The sequence below is a fragment of the Amphritea sp. HPY genome (genome assembly GCF_050870985.1).
Taxonomy (GTDB): Bacteria; Pseudomonadota; Gammaproteobacteria; order Pseudomonadales; family Balneatricaceae; genus Amphritea.
The window spans coordinates 4,383,806-4,398,042 of record NZ_CP194015.1 but is presented as its reverse complement, the minus strand read 5'-3'; the positions used below and the strand labels follow the sequence as shown (position 1 = coordinate 4,398,042).

The 14,237-nt window shown below is 48.4% G+C and carries 9 protein-coding genes; 1 reads left to right on the top strand and 8 read right to left on the bottom strand.

The genetic code is table 11. The features are described 5' to 3' along the window. Positions 1-9: 9 nt before the first annotated feature. Together ACQUQM_RS19485 and ACQUQM_RS19480 are read right to left on the bottom strand one after the other, a co-directional pair. Positions 10-987 (bottom strand): alpha-ketoacid dehydrogenase subunit beta, encoded by a 978-nt coding sequence (locus ACQUQM_RS19485; RefSeq protein ID WP_432471537.1) that lies wholly within the window; start codon positions 985-987, stop codon positions 10-12. Further along, positions 980-2,164 carry a thiamine pyrophosphate-dependent dehydrogenase E1 component subunit alpha gene (locus ACQUQM_RS19480; RefSeq protein ID WP_432471536.1) on the bottom strand — a complete coding sequence of 395 codons (1,185 nt, stop codon included), beginning with the start codon at positions 2,162-2,164 and terminating at the stop codon, positions 980-982. Before ACQUQM_RS19480 ends, ACQUQM_RS19485 begins: the two co-directional genes overlap by 8 nt. A gap of 744 nt (positions 2,165-2,908) precedes the next feature. Between ACQUQM_RS19480 and yghU the strand changes: the two genes are divergently transcribed. After that, positions 2,909-3,763, top strand: coding sequence for a glutathione-dependent disulfide-bond oxidoreductase (yghU, locus tag ACQUQM_RS19475; protein ID WP_432474851.1), 855 nt, complete (start codon positions 2,909-2,911; stop codon positions 3,761-3,763). A gap of 330 nt (positions 3,764-4,093) precedes the next feature. Here the strand turns inward: yghU and ACQUQM_RS19470 are convergent, their stop codons facing one another. The 6 genes from ACQUQM_RS19470 to ACQUQM_RS19445 all read right to left on the bottom strand — a co-directional run bounded on the left by ACQUQM_RS19470 (position 4,094) and on the right by ACQUQM_RS19445 (position 14,022). Continuing rightward, the gene (locus tag ACQUQM_RS19470; protein ID WP_432471535.1) at positions 4,094-7,339 is read right to left on the bottom strand and encodes an NAD-glutamate dehydrogenase domain-containing protein; all 3,246 of its coding nucleotides are present in this window, start codon (positions 7,337-7,339) and stop codon (positions 4,094-4,096) included. Positions 7,340-7,544: 205 nt separating this feature from the next. After that, entirely contained in the window at positions 7,545-8,849 is a 1,305-nt protein-coding gene (locus tag ACQUQM_RS19465; RefSeq protein ID WP_432471534.1) for a TRAP transporter large permease, read from the bottom strand. Positions 8,850-8,852: 3 nt separating this feature from the next. Next, positions 8,853-9,302, bottom strand: a complete 450-nt coding sequence (locus ACQUQM_RS19460; RefSeq protein ID WP_432471533.1) for a TRAP transporter small permease — start codon at positions 9,300-9,302, stop codon at positions 8,853-8,855. 239 nt (positions 9,303-9,541) lie between these two features. Next, on the bottom strand, positions 9,542-10,528 hold the full coding sequence (locus ACQUQM_RS19455; protein WP_432471532.1) for a TRAP transporter substrate-binding protein: 987 nt from the start codon (positions 10,526-10,528) through the stop codon (positions 9,542-9,544). A gap of 198 nt (positions 10,529-10,726) precedes the next feature. Next, positions 10,727-12,082: a sigma-54-dependent transcriptional regulator gene (locus tag ACQUQM_RS19450; protein ID WP_432471531.1), complete on the bottom strand. Its 1,356-nt coding sequence runs from the start codon at positions 12,080-12,082 to the stop codon at positions 10,727-10,729. After that, entirely contained in the window at positions 12,079-14,022 is a 1,944-nt protein-coding gene (locus ACQUQM_RS19445; protein ID WP_432471530.1) for an ATP-binding protein, read from the bottom strand. The genes ACQUQM_RS19450 and ACQUQM_RS19445 overlap by 4 nt, the downstream gene beginning before the upstream one ends. Between the last annotated feature and the right edge of the window lie 215 nt (positions 14,023-14,237).

Genomic DNA, 14,237 nt, shown 5'->3' with positions numbered 1-14,237 from the left:
ACATCCCCCCTAGAAATTGACGCTCTGTTTGATCGCTTCATAAATTTTCAGATGATCGGCAATGTACTCCTTCTCCAGCGCAAGCGGATAAGGCGTATCCAATCCGGCCACCCGAACAATCGGCGACTCGAGGTGGAGGAAACAGCGTTCCTGGATGGCGGCAGAGATTTCTCCGCCGAAGCCGCCGGTATACGGCGCTTCATGGGTGATCAGTAAGCGACCGGTCTTTTTCACTGAGGCCACAACAGTGTCAATGTCCCAGGGCACGATGGTACGCAGGTCAATCAGCTCACAGGAGATACCATCCTTCTCGGCCAACTGGTCGGCCATCTCCAGATATTCCATCTGTGCGCCCCAGGCAAGCAACGTAATATCACTGCCCTCTTTGACAACCTCAGCGCTGCCTAGTGGCAGCTGGTAATCGTCTTCCGGCACCTCGCCCACAGACGCTCTGTAGATACGTTTCGGTTCGAAAAAAATCACCGGATTTGGGTCACGGATAGCCGCCAGCAACAATCCTTTGGCCTGGTGGGGATTACGGGGAACAACAACCTTTAGTCCCGGAGTCTGCGCAAAATAGGCTTCTGGCGACTGTGAATGATAATGACCGCCGGCAATACCGCCGCCGTATGGGGTACGAATGGTCAGGCCACCCACATCAAACAAATTGCCTGAACGATAACGGAACTTGGCCGCCTCATTCACAATCTGGTCGAAGGCCGGGAAGATATAATCGGCAAACTGGATTTCAGCCACCGGAACAGACCCCTGAGAAGCCAGACCGTTGGCAAAACCGATGATGCCCTGCTCAACTAAGGGAGTATTAAAGCAGCGATCCCGACCATATTTTTCCTGTAGATGACTGGTCGCCCGGAACACACCGCCAAAGCCGCCAACATCCTCGCCAAAGCAGATAACCTTAGGGTTTTCCGCCATCGCAATATCCAGCGCATTGTTAACCGCCTGCAGAAGATTCATCTTAGTCATTATCTAATCTCCCTGAGGTCTTCGGATACGCTTCCGGATACTTCCGTATATGATCTTTGAGATGCTCCAGCTGCTCTTTCAGCAGTGGTGGCGGAACATCGTAAACATCGGTAATCATCTCTTCGAGTTTTGGAATGGGGTGCTTTTCGCACTCTTTCAGCATTGCCAGAACATCACGACGTTCGATATCGTATAAAGTCTTGTCCTCGTCCTCACTCCACCACTGTTGCAGCAGTAACCACTGCTTCATACGTGACAGAGGGTCTTTGCTGGCCCAGTTTTCTTCTTCTTTCTTACTGCGATAGCCTGAAGGGTCATCAGATGACGAGTGCGCCGCCAGACGATAGCTCATCGCTTCGATCAGTACCGGCTCGTTCTCTTCAACAGCAATACGCCGCGCTTCCAGCGTTGCAGCATAGACAGCGAGGATATCGTTACCATCAACACGGATGGTGTGCATACCGTAACCTAACGCCCGTGGCGCGATACCATCAGCAGCAAACTGCTCGCTGGAAGGTGTGGAAATAGCGTAACCATTGTTACGACAAAGAAAAATGACAGGCACTTTCAGCACCGATGCCATGTTAAGGGCGGCATGGAAGTCCCCTTCGGAAGCGGCACCCTCACCAAATACGGTAACAGTACACTTACCCTCACCCGCCATTTTCTGGCCATAGGCGTAACCGGTCGCCTGGGGAATCTGGGTCGCCAAAGGAGATGAGATAGTCATGTAATGCAGCTTGCTGGAGCCGTAATGAATCGGCATCTGACGGCCCTTGCCGTAGTCCCGTTCATTACTGAACAGCTGATTCATAAACTCTTCAAGGGTAAAACCACGGTAGACCAGAGCGCCCTGCTCACGGTACTGCGCCATGATCATATCTTCATCATCCAGCGCTGCTGCGAAGCCGACTGTAGTGGCTTCTTCGCCCGTGGACTGCATATAGAAACTCAGGCGTCCCTGTCTTTGGGCTGCCAACATGCGTTCATCCAGCACCCGGGTGCGGACCATGGCTTTATAAATTCGGAGTGCGGTGTGCTGATCCAGATCAGGCAGTTTTGCTCCCTTGTAAGGAGTACCATCCTGTTTCAAGACTTTGTAAGTCGGTATCTGGAGCTCATCACCACGGATAAAGCTGAGCGAGTGAACCGCCCGGTTCTTAGTATCCGTTGTCATAACTTCCTCTTCATTGTTTTTATGGATTCTCTGGGTAGAAAGAATCCCTCAGTGGATAGTCATAGATCCCTTGTGGGGATGTATTGTTTTTAATATAGACCCGCCCGGATAAGACGGGGGGAATAGTTTTAACTTACTTTCAGCTACAGGTAAACGAAAAATATGCAGAAATATTAATCACTAATATTCAATATGGCAGGTATATCTTCTGCAAAAAACCACCTAGAAGCGAATAATCTTTTTAGACTTAAAACACTGTGTTTTTACATTTAACTCTTTCTATTTAGATAGTTATAAGGGAAAACCCTAAAAAGCCTAGCCGAATATAATCTGGACGCTGAAAAAGTCAGAAGTAGAATCAGCTATCGCTAAAACAGTAAAAAACTTCACTATCCAGATGCCTGATCAGCGATAAAAAATACAAATAAAATTTGCTGCACCTGCGCATTACGAATATCAAAAAGCTCAATATGCAAAGCAGGTTATCAATTAACCCCTGTCCCTGAAGTGGCCTCAACAGTGGCCCAACAGTATCCACACTCATCATATAAACAGAGTTACCCACAGCATTCGTGGATAACCTGAACAATATATAATGGCATTCGCTGAAGTTAGCGTAGCCTGATTGAACTGAACACGCAGCTTCCAGCGAAATAAATATCGTGATTTAAGAATCTGTATTCTGCCCAATCAGCCGGACTACAATAAACAGATACTCCAGAGCATAAAGCTAAAGAGGCGATGATGAACGAATATGCGATACCAAAAGTCTGGATCTTTGATAGTGAGAGTGGCGGTACCTGGTCAAAACTGAACCGGCCAACAGCTGGCGCGACACATGAAGCAACACTGCCCGAAGGTAAGCACCCACTACAGCTCTACTCTTTGGGTACACCCAATGGCCAGAAAGTCACTATCATGCTTGAAGAGCTGCTGGCTTTAGGCGAAACGGGGGCAGAGTACGACGCACATCTGATTGAAATTGGAGAAAGTGATCAATTCTCCTCGGGCTTTGTGGGTATTAATCCAAACTCTAAGATTCCAGCTTTAATTGATCGTTCAGATGAAAAGCCAGTGCGGGTTTTCGAATCGGGTTCGATCTTGCTGTATTTAGCCGAGAAGTTTGGCCATTTTTTACCCCAGCAATTAGCAGAGCGTACTGAAGTTATGAACTGGTTGTTTTGGTTGCAAGGCTCGGCACCATATTTAGGCGGCGGCTTTGGCCATTTCTATAGCTACGCACCCGAAAAGCTTGAGTACCCGATCAACCGCTTTTCCATGGAGGTGAAGCGCCAGCTCGACCTGCTGGATCAACAGCTGGCAACTAAAAAATTTATAGCCGGTGAACAGTACAGTATTGCAGATATGGCTATCTGGCCATGGTACGGAAACTTAGTGCGCGGCGTTCTCTACGATGCTGGCGAGTTCCTTGACGTGCAGAGTTACACAAATGTTCAGCGCTGGGCTGAAGAAATATGGCAACGCCCTGCTGTACAACGTGGACGTATTGTAAACAGGACCTGGGGAGAACCCTGGGAAGCCCTTCCTGAACGACACCAGGCGTCAGACATTGATAATGTTCTTATGCTGAAACCCTGATCATTGCCAATAACCCAACCGGGGCTTGAAGCTTATTTTGAATTACCCCCAAATCCTGTGGATAACCCTGTTCGCAAGGTGAGTATGAACTCCATCCTAACTGAGCAGGCGTGACTAGGGGTTCATCGCCTGCTTTCTGATCAGCGCAAACAAGATTCAACTTTATAAGTCGCAAAGCAAGGCAGGACTCAAATCGAAGATACAGCCCGGAGCCTGTTAAACATTGATATTAAAAAAAGCCCCTCAAGTGAGGGGCAAAGAGAGACAAGCAGCACTCTGCTTGACGCGGCAATAGCCTGGACAGCTATAAAAAGACCGGTAGATGAGCTGTTACATCAGCGTATTAATCTGCTCAATCGCAACAGTAACCGTTGCCAGATTCGGATTCGGTTGCGACTTTATCTCATTGAGCAATTCTGAGTAATGCAGACAACTGACTGGCAACGAATCAGGCTCATTGTTAGCGGATTGTTTTAACAAACGCTGTACCCGATTCCGAACCGCATGATCCATATTTTCTGACATGACATCCTTGGCTTTTCGGTACCACTTGTCATAAACCGGAATAGCATTGAGGTTGCGACGCAACCAAAACAGGTCGAGTTCACCATTGAGTCTGAAATATGAGGATACGACCTGTTCCATTTCCAGGTGGTTAACGTTCGCAATAATAGCTATGTCCAACGCATGGTAAAGATAATCCAGCGCAGACAGCGCCTCGGCAATTCCCGCTGGAATACCTTGCAAAACGAGATTCTGAACTTCGTGTTGATAAGCCTTCACTTCCTCTTCACTGAGCAGCTGCAATAAATTGCATCTGACGTAGTCCACCCAACCGGTATAATGATCGACAATCTTTCGGGTCTTAAACTCATCATCAGCATGTTTCAGCAGCCAGCGCGCGGCTTTCTCCATAGGGAAGTGCAGTTTGAGATAGAGTTCCATCTGCAGGCTGTTAGAAACGGCAAAGCCTAATGCTTCAATTTCCCGGGCCAGCTCTGCTGTGCCGAATATTTTTCGGGCGGCAATATGAGACTTAACCCACCGCGCTGTATCAGTCTTATTCTCTTCCAACAGGTTATTGCAGAAAGTAGCCCCCATACGATTCGCTACCTGATTAGTAATCTGCGCGGCCAGGATCTCCTTGCCCAGAGGATGGTTTCGGATATATTCAGGGTAGCGCTGACGAATAACCGGTGGGAAATAATTAAACAGCTCATCCCTGATCAGCTCGTCTTCAATTATGTTCGAGTTAACCAGCTTATTGAACAGGTGCGTCTTACTATAAGCCAGCAGTACGGCGATCTCCGGCCGTGTCAGACCCTGCTTTGATTTTATCCGTTCCTCAATGCTGGCATCGTCTGGCAGGCACTCCAGCTGACGATTTAATAATTGCTCTTTTTCAAGCAGTTGAATTAGCTGTGCATGCTTATCGATGAACAGAAGAGAGGTATGGTTCGACTGACTCAGCATCTTGCTTTGCTGATAGTTATTACGCAGCACCAACTCCGCAACATCGTCAGTCATGCTATCGAGTAACTGATTGCGCTGTGCCGGATTAATCACATTTTCATCCAGCAATTGCTGCAACAGAATCTTGATGTTTACTTCGTGGTCGGAACAATCAACGCCGCCGGAATTATCGATCGCATCGGTATTGACCCGGCCACCATTATTAGCAAACTCTATCCGTGCCAACTGCGTCAGGCCAAGGTTCCCACCTTCTACAATTACCCTGAATTTCACTTCAGTAGCATCGATTCGCACTGCATCATTGGCCCGGTCTCCGACCTCCTGATTACTCTCCGTAGCGGATTTAATATAGGTCCCTATACCGCCATTCCATAACAGGTCTGCTGGCGCACTTAGCAGATAGCGGATCAGCAGGTCAGGGCTGATCGCCTTGTGCTCAGGGCCGATATTACACAGCGATCTGATCTCGTCAGTCAGTGTGATGCGCTTGGCGTTGCGGGAAAATACACCACCACCGGTTGAGATCAGCGCTGCTGAATAATCCAGCCAGCTGGATCGCGGTAATTCAAACAACCGCTTACGTTCCAGATAGCTGGCTTTTGCACCGGGATTCGGATCAATAAATATATGCTGATGATTAAATGCAGCCACCAGCCGGATATGTTGTGACAGGAGCATTCCGTTACCAAACACATCACCCGACATATCACCGATGGCAATAGTGGTAAATTCCTGCGCCTGGCTATCAATCCCGGTCTCTTTAAATAAACGGCGGGTCGATTGCCAGGCACCTCGTGCGGTAATGCCCATTTTTTTATGGTCGTAGCCGTTGGCACCACCTGAAGCAAAGGCATCCCCCAACCAGAAGTTATAGCTTTCGGCTATTCCGTTGGCCACGTCCGAGAGTGTAGCGGTGCCCTTATCGGCGGCAACCACAAGATAAGGATCATCGTCGTCGTAGCGAATCACATCAGCAGGAGGCGTAACTTCACCGCCTTTCAGATTGTCAGTGATATCCAGCAACGCACTGATAAACTCAGAGTAACAGGCAACCATGTTGTCTGTTACTCCGCGACTGGAATCGTCGTTCTTCACGACAAAGCCACCTTTAGCTCCGACAGGGACAATCACCGCATTTTTAACCATCTGGGCTTTGACCAGGCCAAGAATTTCGGTGCGGAAATCTTCTCTCCGATCAGACCACCTGATGCCACCCCGGGAAACTTTTCCGCCCCGCAAGTGCACCCCTTCGACTCTCGGGCTGTAAACGAAAGTTTCAAATTCCGGTGCCGGCAGTGGCATGCCTTCAATCTGCTTAGCCCGCAGTTTGAAGCTCAGCCCCCTGCGGCTGTTACCGGTACTCAATAACTGATAAAAATTGGTCCGCAGCATGGCATTAAAGACTGAAAAATAGCTGCGCAGAATACGATCTTCGTCCCGTTTTGTGACCTGGTCCAGACAAGCCAGAATCGACTGTTGCTGCGGCTCAATGACAGTTGTTCGTTGCGCAGCCGGGCCGCCAGCCTGAGGCTCAAACTTGATGCAGAATAGTCTGATTAACAGGACCGCGATATCGCTATGCCGGGTCAGTACCTGTTCCATATAGGCCTGACTGAATGGCACATTTATCTGTAACAGGTATTTAGAAACCGCGCGTAATAATACTAACTCCGCAATGCTAACGTCCGCGATCGCTATTAAACGATTAAACCCGTCATTCTCAACTTCACCACGGATAACCGCCATAAACAGCTGCTGAAAGTTCAATTGCAGAGAACGACTGCCGGCCAGATCACAGAGTTCACTCTGCAGCTTAAACACAATGCTCCAGCTTGCATCCGCAATTGTTTCAGAGGCGTTTTCAATGTTCATAGCCTCAGAACTGCTGGCCGAAATAACAGTAACACCCATGTTTTCCAGAATTGGAAGCAATTCAGACAGTGCCAGCAGAGAATCTTTACCGGCAACGCAAAAGCTGACTTGTGATTGGTTTAACGGGTCTTCAGTGAACCAGCAACCGATCACCGGAGATGAGACAGAACTCTCTTCCCTGTTCTGAATTTCTGTCTGTGATCTATTATTATTTTTGTTCGGGGATATCATTTTCAAATCCAACTTGGGTAATAGGTCGGGCTGATTTCAGCTCTGTCAGATTAACTACAGAGCCGATAAATTGAACGTCCTTGTATGGTGCAATTCCATATTCGATATAACTCAGGCTAAGTGGCTTAGCTGAGAAAAAGAGGTCGCAGGCAAGAACCATAAAATGTCGACATAAAGATACTCAGTTCACTGTTAATGAATCGGGTTACGACGACATAATTGTTGGTAAATACAGCACGATTGACGGGTAAACTGTGATTAATACAATGGCCGTTGCAATCATAAAGAAGAAAGGCAAAGCAGCTTTTGCAACATAGAGAATATTTTTTCCGGTCAGTGCCTGTATGACAAACAGATTGAAACCAACAGGTGGAGTAATCTGCGACATCTCAACCACAAGAACTAAAAAGATACCAAACCAAAGCAGGTCTATATTGGCCTGAGTCACCATTGGCAACACCACTGAGGTGGTTAATACAATCACCGAGATGCCGTCCAGAAAACAACCCAGGGCAACAAAAAACACGGTCAGATAGAGAATCAGTTCTATCGGCGACAATCCCAGTGATGAAATCCACCCGGCAAGTGCATTTGGAATCCCGATAAACCCCATCGCTAACGTCAGAAAGTGTGCGCCGACCAGAATCAAACCCAGCATACAGGAGTTTTTTACCGCGCCTTCGATACTGTTGAGGAACCCTTCGAGGGTAAAACTGCCCAGAACAGCAGACAGCAGTAATGCACCAGCAACCCCGAAAGCGGCCGCTTCAGTTGGCGTCGCTACGCCCTGATAAATCGAACCCAGAACACAACCGATCAGAAGCACTATAGGTATCAGTTTTTTCAGCGCCTGAATCTTCTCCTTAAAGCTGTACTGCACCTCGTCGGCAACGACACCTGAGCGGCCCTGAAGCAGGGTATAGCCCATAGTGAAAGCCATAAATAATAAAATCAGCACCAGGCCTGGCAACACCCCCGCCAGAAATAAACGCGCGATGGATACTTCTGCAGAAACGCCGTAAACGATAAGAATAATGGACGGTGGAATCAGCAAGCCCAGTGTGCCTGAACCTGCCAGCGTGCCTATCGACATAGAATCGTCATAACCGCGACGGGATAGCTCCGGCAGCGTCATCCGACCGATGGTCGCGGCAGTAGCAGCCGAAGAGCCGGAAACAGCAGCAAAGATGCCGCAGCTCAAAATATTTACGTGCAGCAGTTTACCTGGCAATTTCGATAGTAACGGTGATAACCCTTCAAACAGATCCCTTGAGAGCCGGGTGCGAAACAGTATTTCGCCCATCCAGATAAACAGTGGTAACGCGGTCAGCGACCAGCTGGTCACGGCGCTCCATGATGATGTGCCCAGTAGCAGGCCGATGCTGTCATTACCAATTAACTGCAGCCCGATAATCGAAACGCCTGTCAGGGTTAATGCTACCCAGATACCACTGGTGAGCATTAACAACATGCAAACAACTAAAATAATGCCTATTAATGTGATGTCCATGCTTTACTCCGCGCTGCTCAGGGCGTCTTCATGGGTGATAAACCCTGGCGTTTTGCTGCTCAGGGCGGCCATAAAACTATCGCTGACTGCGAGCAGGAAAAACAATGATCCCAACGCCATGGGTGATTGAACAATCCACAACGGCATCGCCAGATAGGTATCTGTCACATCTTCATATATATATGATTCGTAGACGGTATAGATTGTGTAAAAAGCGATATAGCCACTAATGAAAAGGCCTGCGCACAGGTTTATAAACTCCACCCAACGCCGGAACTGGCCAGATAGCCGCGTGAGCAGAATAGTGACCCGGATATGACCTCCGGTATTAAAGGTATAGGCTAAGCCAAAAAAGATAGTGGCGGATAATAGCCAGCCCGCAAAATCTTCCGAAGATGGAATAATCACGTTGAAAGTCCTGGCCAGAATCTGCGCCAGAATTAACAGCGTCATTACAACCAGGCAAGTGCCCGATAAAACAACGGAAGCTAAATAGAAGTAGTGTCTGAAGGTTTGCATATTATTTTACCCGACAGCTTTGATCAGAAACCCGACGTGAGCGGCACAGTGTTACAGCACTGACAGCCGCATAGTTTCAGGTTCTGGTTCTTGATAAGCGATAGATGCACTGTCTGCAGAGGCGCTGTACTGTGGTAATCGCACAATCAAGCGCCTCTCAGTCAACTAAAAGATCAGAGTGACTGGAAAGTATCTAGTACAGCGTCACCGGAAGCCCCGGCTTCGCTCAACCATTCGCTAACCATGGTTTGACCAATCTGTTGCATCTCTGATATCAGCTGATCACTTGGCTCAGCTATTGTTATGCCGTTTTTGGCCAGTGTGTCGGTATGTTCAACAGCAAGCTTACGACCTAAAGCCCAACCTTTTTTCTCGGCATTTTCCGCCGCGGTCAGAATAACCTGCTGAGTCGCCTCATCCAGCCGATCGAAAATCCGCTTATTGGCAAATACCATATTTTTCGGAATCCAGGCATGGATAGTTGTGAAGTGGGAGATGTAGTCCCAGCTCTGGCCGTTTACACCGGTACTGGGTGAAGTGACCATGGCTTCAATCGCATTGGTAGTAAACGCCTGGGCAACATCACTGAAAGGAATATTAACCGGAGTTGTTCCCATCAAATCGGCAAGACGAGAGGTGGTTGGGCTATAAGAACGCATCTTCAGACCAGAAAGGTCCGCCAGACTATTAACGGGTTTGTTTGAATACAGATCCTGCGCTGGCCATGGCGACGCATAAAGCAGTATCAGATTCTCTTTGGCGAGGGCTTTCCTGAGTTCAGGTTTAGAGGCCTGATAGAGTTTTTCGGCACTATCAAAATCGGTCGCCAGAAAGGGAATATTATCGAGCTTAAAAATTGGATTCAGGTTGCCCAGACGACCGATGAACACTTCACCGATCTGCACTTGTCGTGTTTTTACCGCCCGGTGAATTTCCGGATGTTTAATCAGTGAGCCACCTGAATGTATATTGATGCTCAGTTTGCCATTGGAATTCGCGTTTACTTCTTCAGCAAAACTACGCGCCACCTGAGTCTGGTGGGTACCATCGCCATAAGGCGTTGGCATATCCCAGCGAGTCTCTGCTGAAGCGCTACCGACTGATCCCAGTGTAAGCAGGGACGCAAGCAGGACTGCGGTTCTATTGGTTACAAATTTCATTATTATTCTCCAAATCAAAGGTTTGTTAGCGATACCAATGGCATTTGCTACCATCTAATATTGCAAACCCTGTACCAGACCTGGAAATTAAAATAATATCTTGTCTATCAATAGGTTATAAAACCAGCATAGAATAAAATCGAGCCTTTCGGGTCAGTTTTGACCCGAACAAATCGGCGCTGTTGAGTCAGTATTAACTCAATCAGCGACAAAATCACTTCGTTCAAGTCCGTGCTTTTTCATCCGCAGATAGAGTTTTTTACGGGGAATACCCAGCGCCTCGGCGGTCAATTCGGCATGACCTTTGTTGGCCTTCAGGGCGGCAACGATAATCTCCCGCTCATAGCTGGCGACAAGCTCGTCCAAATCACCTTCTTTCGCTGCCAGCGCAGTGTCAGCGTCTGCTCCAATCGATAACCCCAATGTCCAGCGCTCCGCTGCATTGCGTAACTCCCGCACATTGCCCGGCCAGCTTTGTATACGCAGTTGTCGTAACAACAGTTCAGGCACCGGCCTGCTCTCACGACCGAAGCGCTGGTTAGCCTGGTCAGCAAAGTGGCTGAATAAAACCGGAATGTCCTCCTTACGCTGATCAAGACAGGGGATATCGATGCTAGCTACGTTCAGCCGATAATACAGGTCTTCGCGAAATGTTCCGCGATCTGCAGCATCGCGCAGGTTGACCTTAGAAGCAGCGACAACCCGGATATCGACATCGATATCTGCATTACCACCAAGCCGTTGCAGAGTTCGCTCCTGCAGTACTCGTAGCAGCCTCACCTGAAGCGAAGCCGGCATGCTTTCAATCTCATCCAGAAACAGGGTCCCGCCGCTGGCGTATTCAATCTTACCGATGCGTTTTTTATGCGCCCCGGTAAAAGCCCCGGCTTCATGACCAAACAGTTCGCTTTCAATGACCGACTCAGTCACCGCTCCACAGTTCAGTGCGACAAAGGGCTTTTTGGCTCGCGGGCTGAAATCATGCAAACACTTGGCAACAACTTCCTTACCGGTACCGGTTGCACCATTGATAATCAGATCAACATCGACCTGGGCCAGTTGTAAAACCGTTTCCCGCAGACGCATGATTGATGCGGTCTGGCCAACCAGTCGATTATCAATTTCGTGCTGCCCTTCGATGGCCTGTCGCAAACAGCGATTTTCCAGTACCAGCTGACGCTTTTTCCAGGCTCGTTGCACTGTGTTGAGATGGTGCTGCGGATCATCTGTTTTTTCCAGGAAGTCGTAAGCCCCCATGCGTATGGCCTGAATCGCGATGGCTATATCGGAATGGCCACTGAACATGATAACCGGGATCTCCGGATCAATTTCCAGTACCTGCTGCAAGACCTCAAGACCGTCCATGATATCCATACGCACATCGCAGATAATCACCCCCTGCCAAGCCATGGAGCACTCTGCTATAGCGGTGTGGGGGTTCTCAAAAGCGATGGCGTTATAACCTTCCAGCTGGAGCGTCTGAACCATTGATTCGCGAACTATTTCTTCATCATCTATGACGATTACCTGGCCATCATTCATGGCTGAATTCATGACTTGCTTCTCCGGTATTCTGGCAGCTGGATACAGAATGACGCCCCGCCGTCCGATTCATCATCGACGGTCAGCTTGCCACCAAAATTATTAATTATGTTGAAAGAGATAGATAAACCGAGCCCCAGGCTCTGGCCGCGTCGTTTAGTCGTAAAAAACGGCTCAAAAATATTCTCGCGTAACTCGCTGCTAATCCCGGGACCATTGTCCCGAACGTAAATTTCCAGTCTGTCGTTATTGTGCCGGCACTCAATATTGATCAGTTTTTCCGGCCGTTCGGCAATAGCATCCAGAGCATTGGTAACCAGGTTCAGGAGCACCTGCTCAAGTTGCACAGGATCAGCATTGACCAGGTTATTCTGATTCTGGAAAACTACCTCTATGGTGGTTAATTTTCTGACCTCATCGCCTTCGAGCATAAGCAGGACGTTATCCACTACCTGCTGCAGATCGACCACAATCAGATTGTCCTGTTGCTTACGGGCTAAAGACTTAAGACGCGTAATAATCGTGGTGGCACGTTTAGTCAGATTGGAAATCTGGTTTAAATTTTTCTCAGTATCCTCCAGTCGTCCGGCTTTTATCAGGCGCAAGCCATTATGCGAATAGTGCCCGATTGCCGACAGCGGCTGGTTAATTTCATGCGCTATACCCGCCGACAACTGACCAAGAGCTGCCAGTTTACCTGCCTGTACCAACTCTTCCTGCAACGTCGCCAGCTGATCCCTAAAACTGATCAGGGAACGGGCCATTGCGCCAATCTCGTCGCCGCCTTTCACCTGCACCTGCTGTTCAAGATTACCATTAGCTATCGAGCGCATGCTGGCATCCAGGCTGGTAATCCTCGCCACCATGTTGCGGCCCACATAGAGCCAGACAATCAGAATAGAAAACAGCAAACTCGCGGCCACCATCAGCAGCATCCAGATACGGCCTTTTTGAATAGTCTCCCGGGCATTATCGGCAGAGTTTTGGGCTGCGGCCTCGGTTTTATCTGTCTGAATTGCAATCAGCTGGTTCAAATTACCGAGCTGTTCACGAATCCGGGTCAGCAGTTGCTGGCCGGTCTCCCGGATCACCCGCTCCTCACTCCGGATGGTAAACATATTGTTATCCCCACGGGTCAGGAAAACGATATTCACCACGGTTTGTTTTAATGCCTGTACGCCATGTAAATTACCCACCGCCTCGAGATCCTGCCTGATACGCTGAATGATCTCATCGGAATGGATCTGAGTCGCGATAAGAGAATTCAGATCAGGCAGATGCTGTGCCCGGTCCACTAAGTTAATCAGCAGGTTTACATCAGCCTTGATGCGGTACAGCCTCTGTAAATCGGCATTTATCTCGCTGACGCCATCTTTACCGAAGTTATCCATAACAACCCAGGAATCCGGGAAGTCCTGGTTAAAACGACTGAAAAGTTGTAACTGTACATTCTCTGTCAGGGTATCAATATCACTCAAAAAGCTCGACGCCACCCACCTGAGCCGCTGGTTTTCGGATGATTTAAGCCGCTGAATTTCAAACTTCTCGAATACATTACTATCGAGTTCAGCCAGGGTAGCCTTTAACGCTTCAATCTGTTCAAAGAAGATTGTCCGGGCATTATGGTCCTGGGTGACTGCAGAAATCTGCGGCAGCAGGTCAGCCATAATGGTGATATTGAAATTTAAGTCTTGGCGGATTTTCTGGCGGCTCTGTTCATCTTTTGCAGCCAGTAAGGTAGGCGCCATCAGGGTTATTTTTGTACCCCGTTCTTTCAGATCAGCTATCAGGCCAAGGGTGTGGATATTACCTTCCACCACACTGTTTAACTCGTTGCCAAGACGGTTATACGATACCCAGCTGACAAAACTTGCCAGTAAGATAAGCGCGCTCAATGCGCCAAACGCTAAGAAAAAACGGCCGCGAATCCCCAACCGGTAACGACTTTTCATAAAAAAGATGCCTTGATAAATCTATGTTGCATCATAGTCATTTGAGAGACTAATTAGAAATGAAGCAACAGAGAAACTGCAACCGGTTCAGGTATTTTGCTACCGACGCTTGTTGTTGTAAGTAACCGGCACGGGTTGAGATGGTCAGGTTGCTTAAGTGTTTATAGTCAAGCGCTATAATAAAGACTACTCTGGCTATCCTATTGAAACATTGT

Bases quoted from the DNA above. Each gene is read 5' to 3' on its own strand.
- ACQUQM_RS19450 (WP_432471531.1), bottom strand. From the start codon at position 12,082: ATGAATTCAGCCATGAATGATGGCCAGGTAATCGTCATAGATGATGAA.
- ACQUQM_RS19470 (WP_432471535.1), bottom strand. From the start codon at position 7,339: ATGATATCCCCGAACAAAAATAATAATAGATCACAGACAGAAATTCAG.
- ACQUQM_RS19480 (WP_432471536.1), bottom strand. From the start codon at position 2,164: ATGACAACGGATACTAAGAACCGGGCGGTTCACTCGCTCAGCTTTATC.
- ACQUQM_RS19460 (WP_432471533.1), bottom strand. From the start codon at position 9,302: ATGACGCTGTTAATTCTGGCGCAGATTCTGGCCAGGACTTTCAACGTG.
- ACQUQM_RS19485 (WP_432471537.1), bottom strand. From the start codon at position 987: ATGACTAAGATGAATCTTCTGCAGGCGGTTAACAATGCGCTGGATATT.
- ACQUQM_RS19465 (WP_432471534.1), bottom strand. From the start codon at position 8,849: ATGGACATCACATTAATAGGCATTATTTTAGTTGTTTGCATGTTGTTA.
- ACQUQM_RS19455 (WP_432471532.1), bottom strand. From the start codon at position 10,528: ATGAAATTTGTAACCAATAGAACCGCAGTCCTGCTTGCGTCCCTGCTT.
- yghU (WP_432474851.1), top strand. From the start codon at position 2,909: ATGAACGAATATGCGATACCAAAAGTCTGGATCTTTGATAGTGAGAGT.
- ACQUQM_RS19445 (WP_432471530.1), bottom strand. From the start codon at position 14,022: ATGAAAAGTCGTTACCGGTTGGGGATTCGCGGCCGTTTTTTCTTAGCG.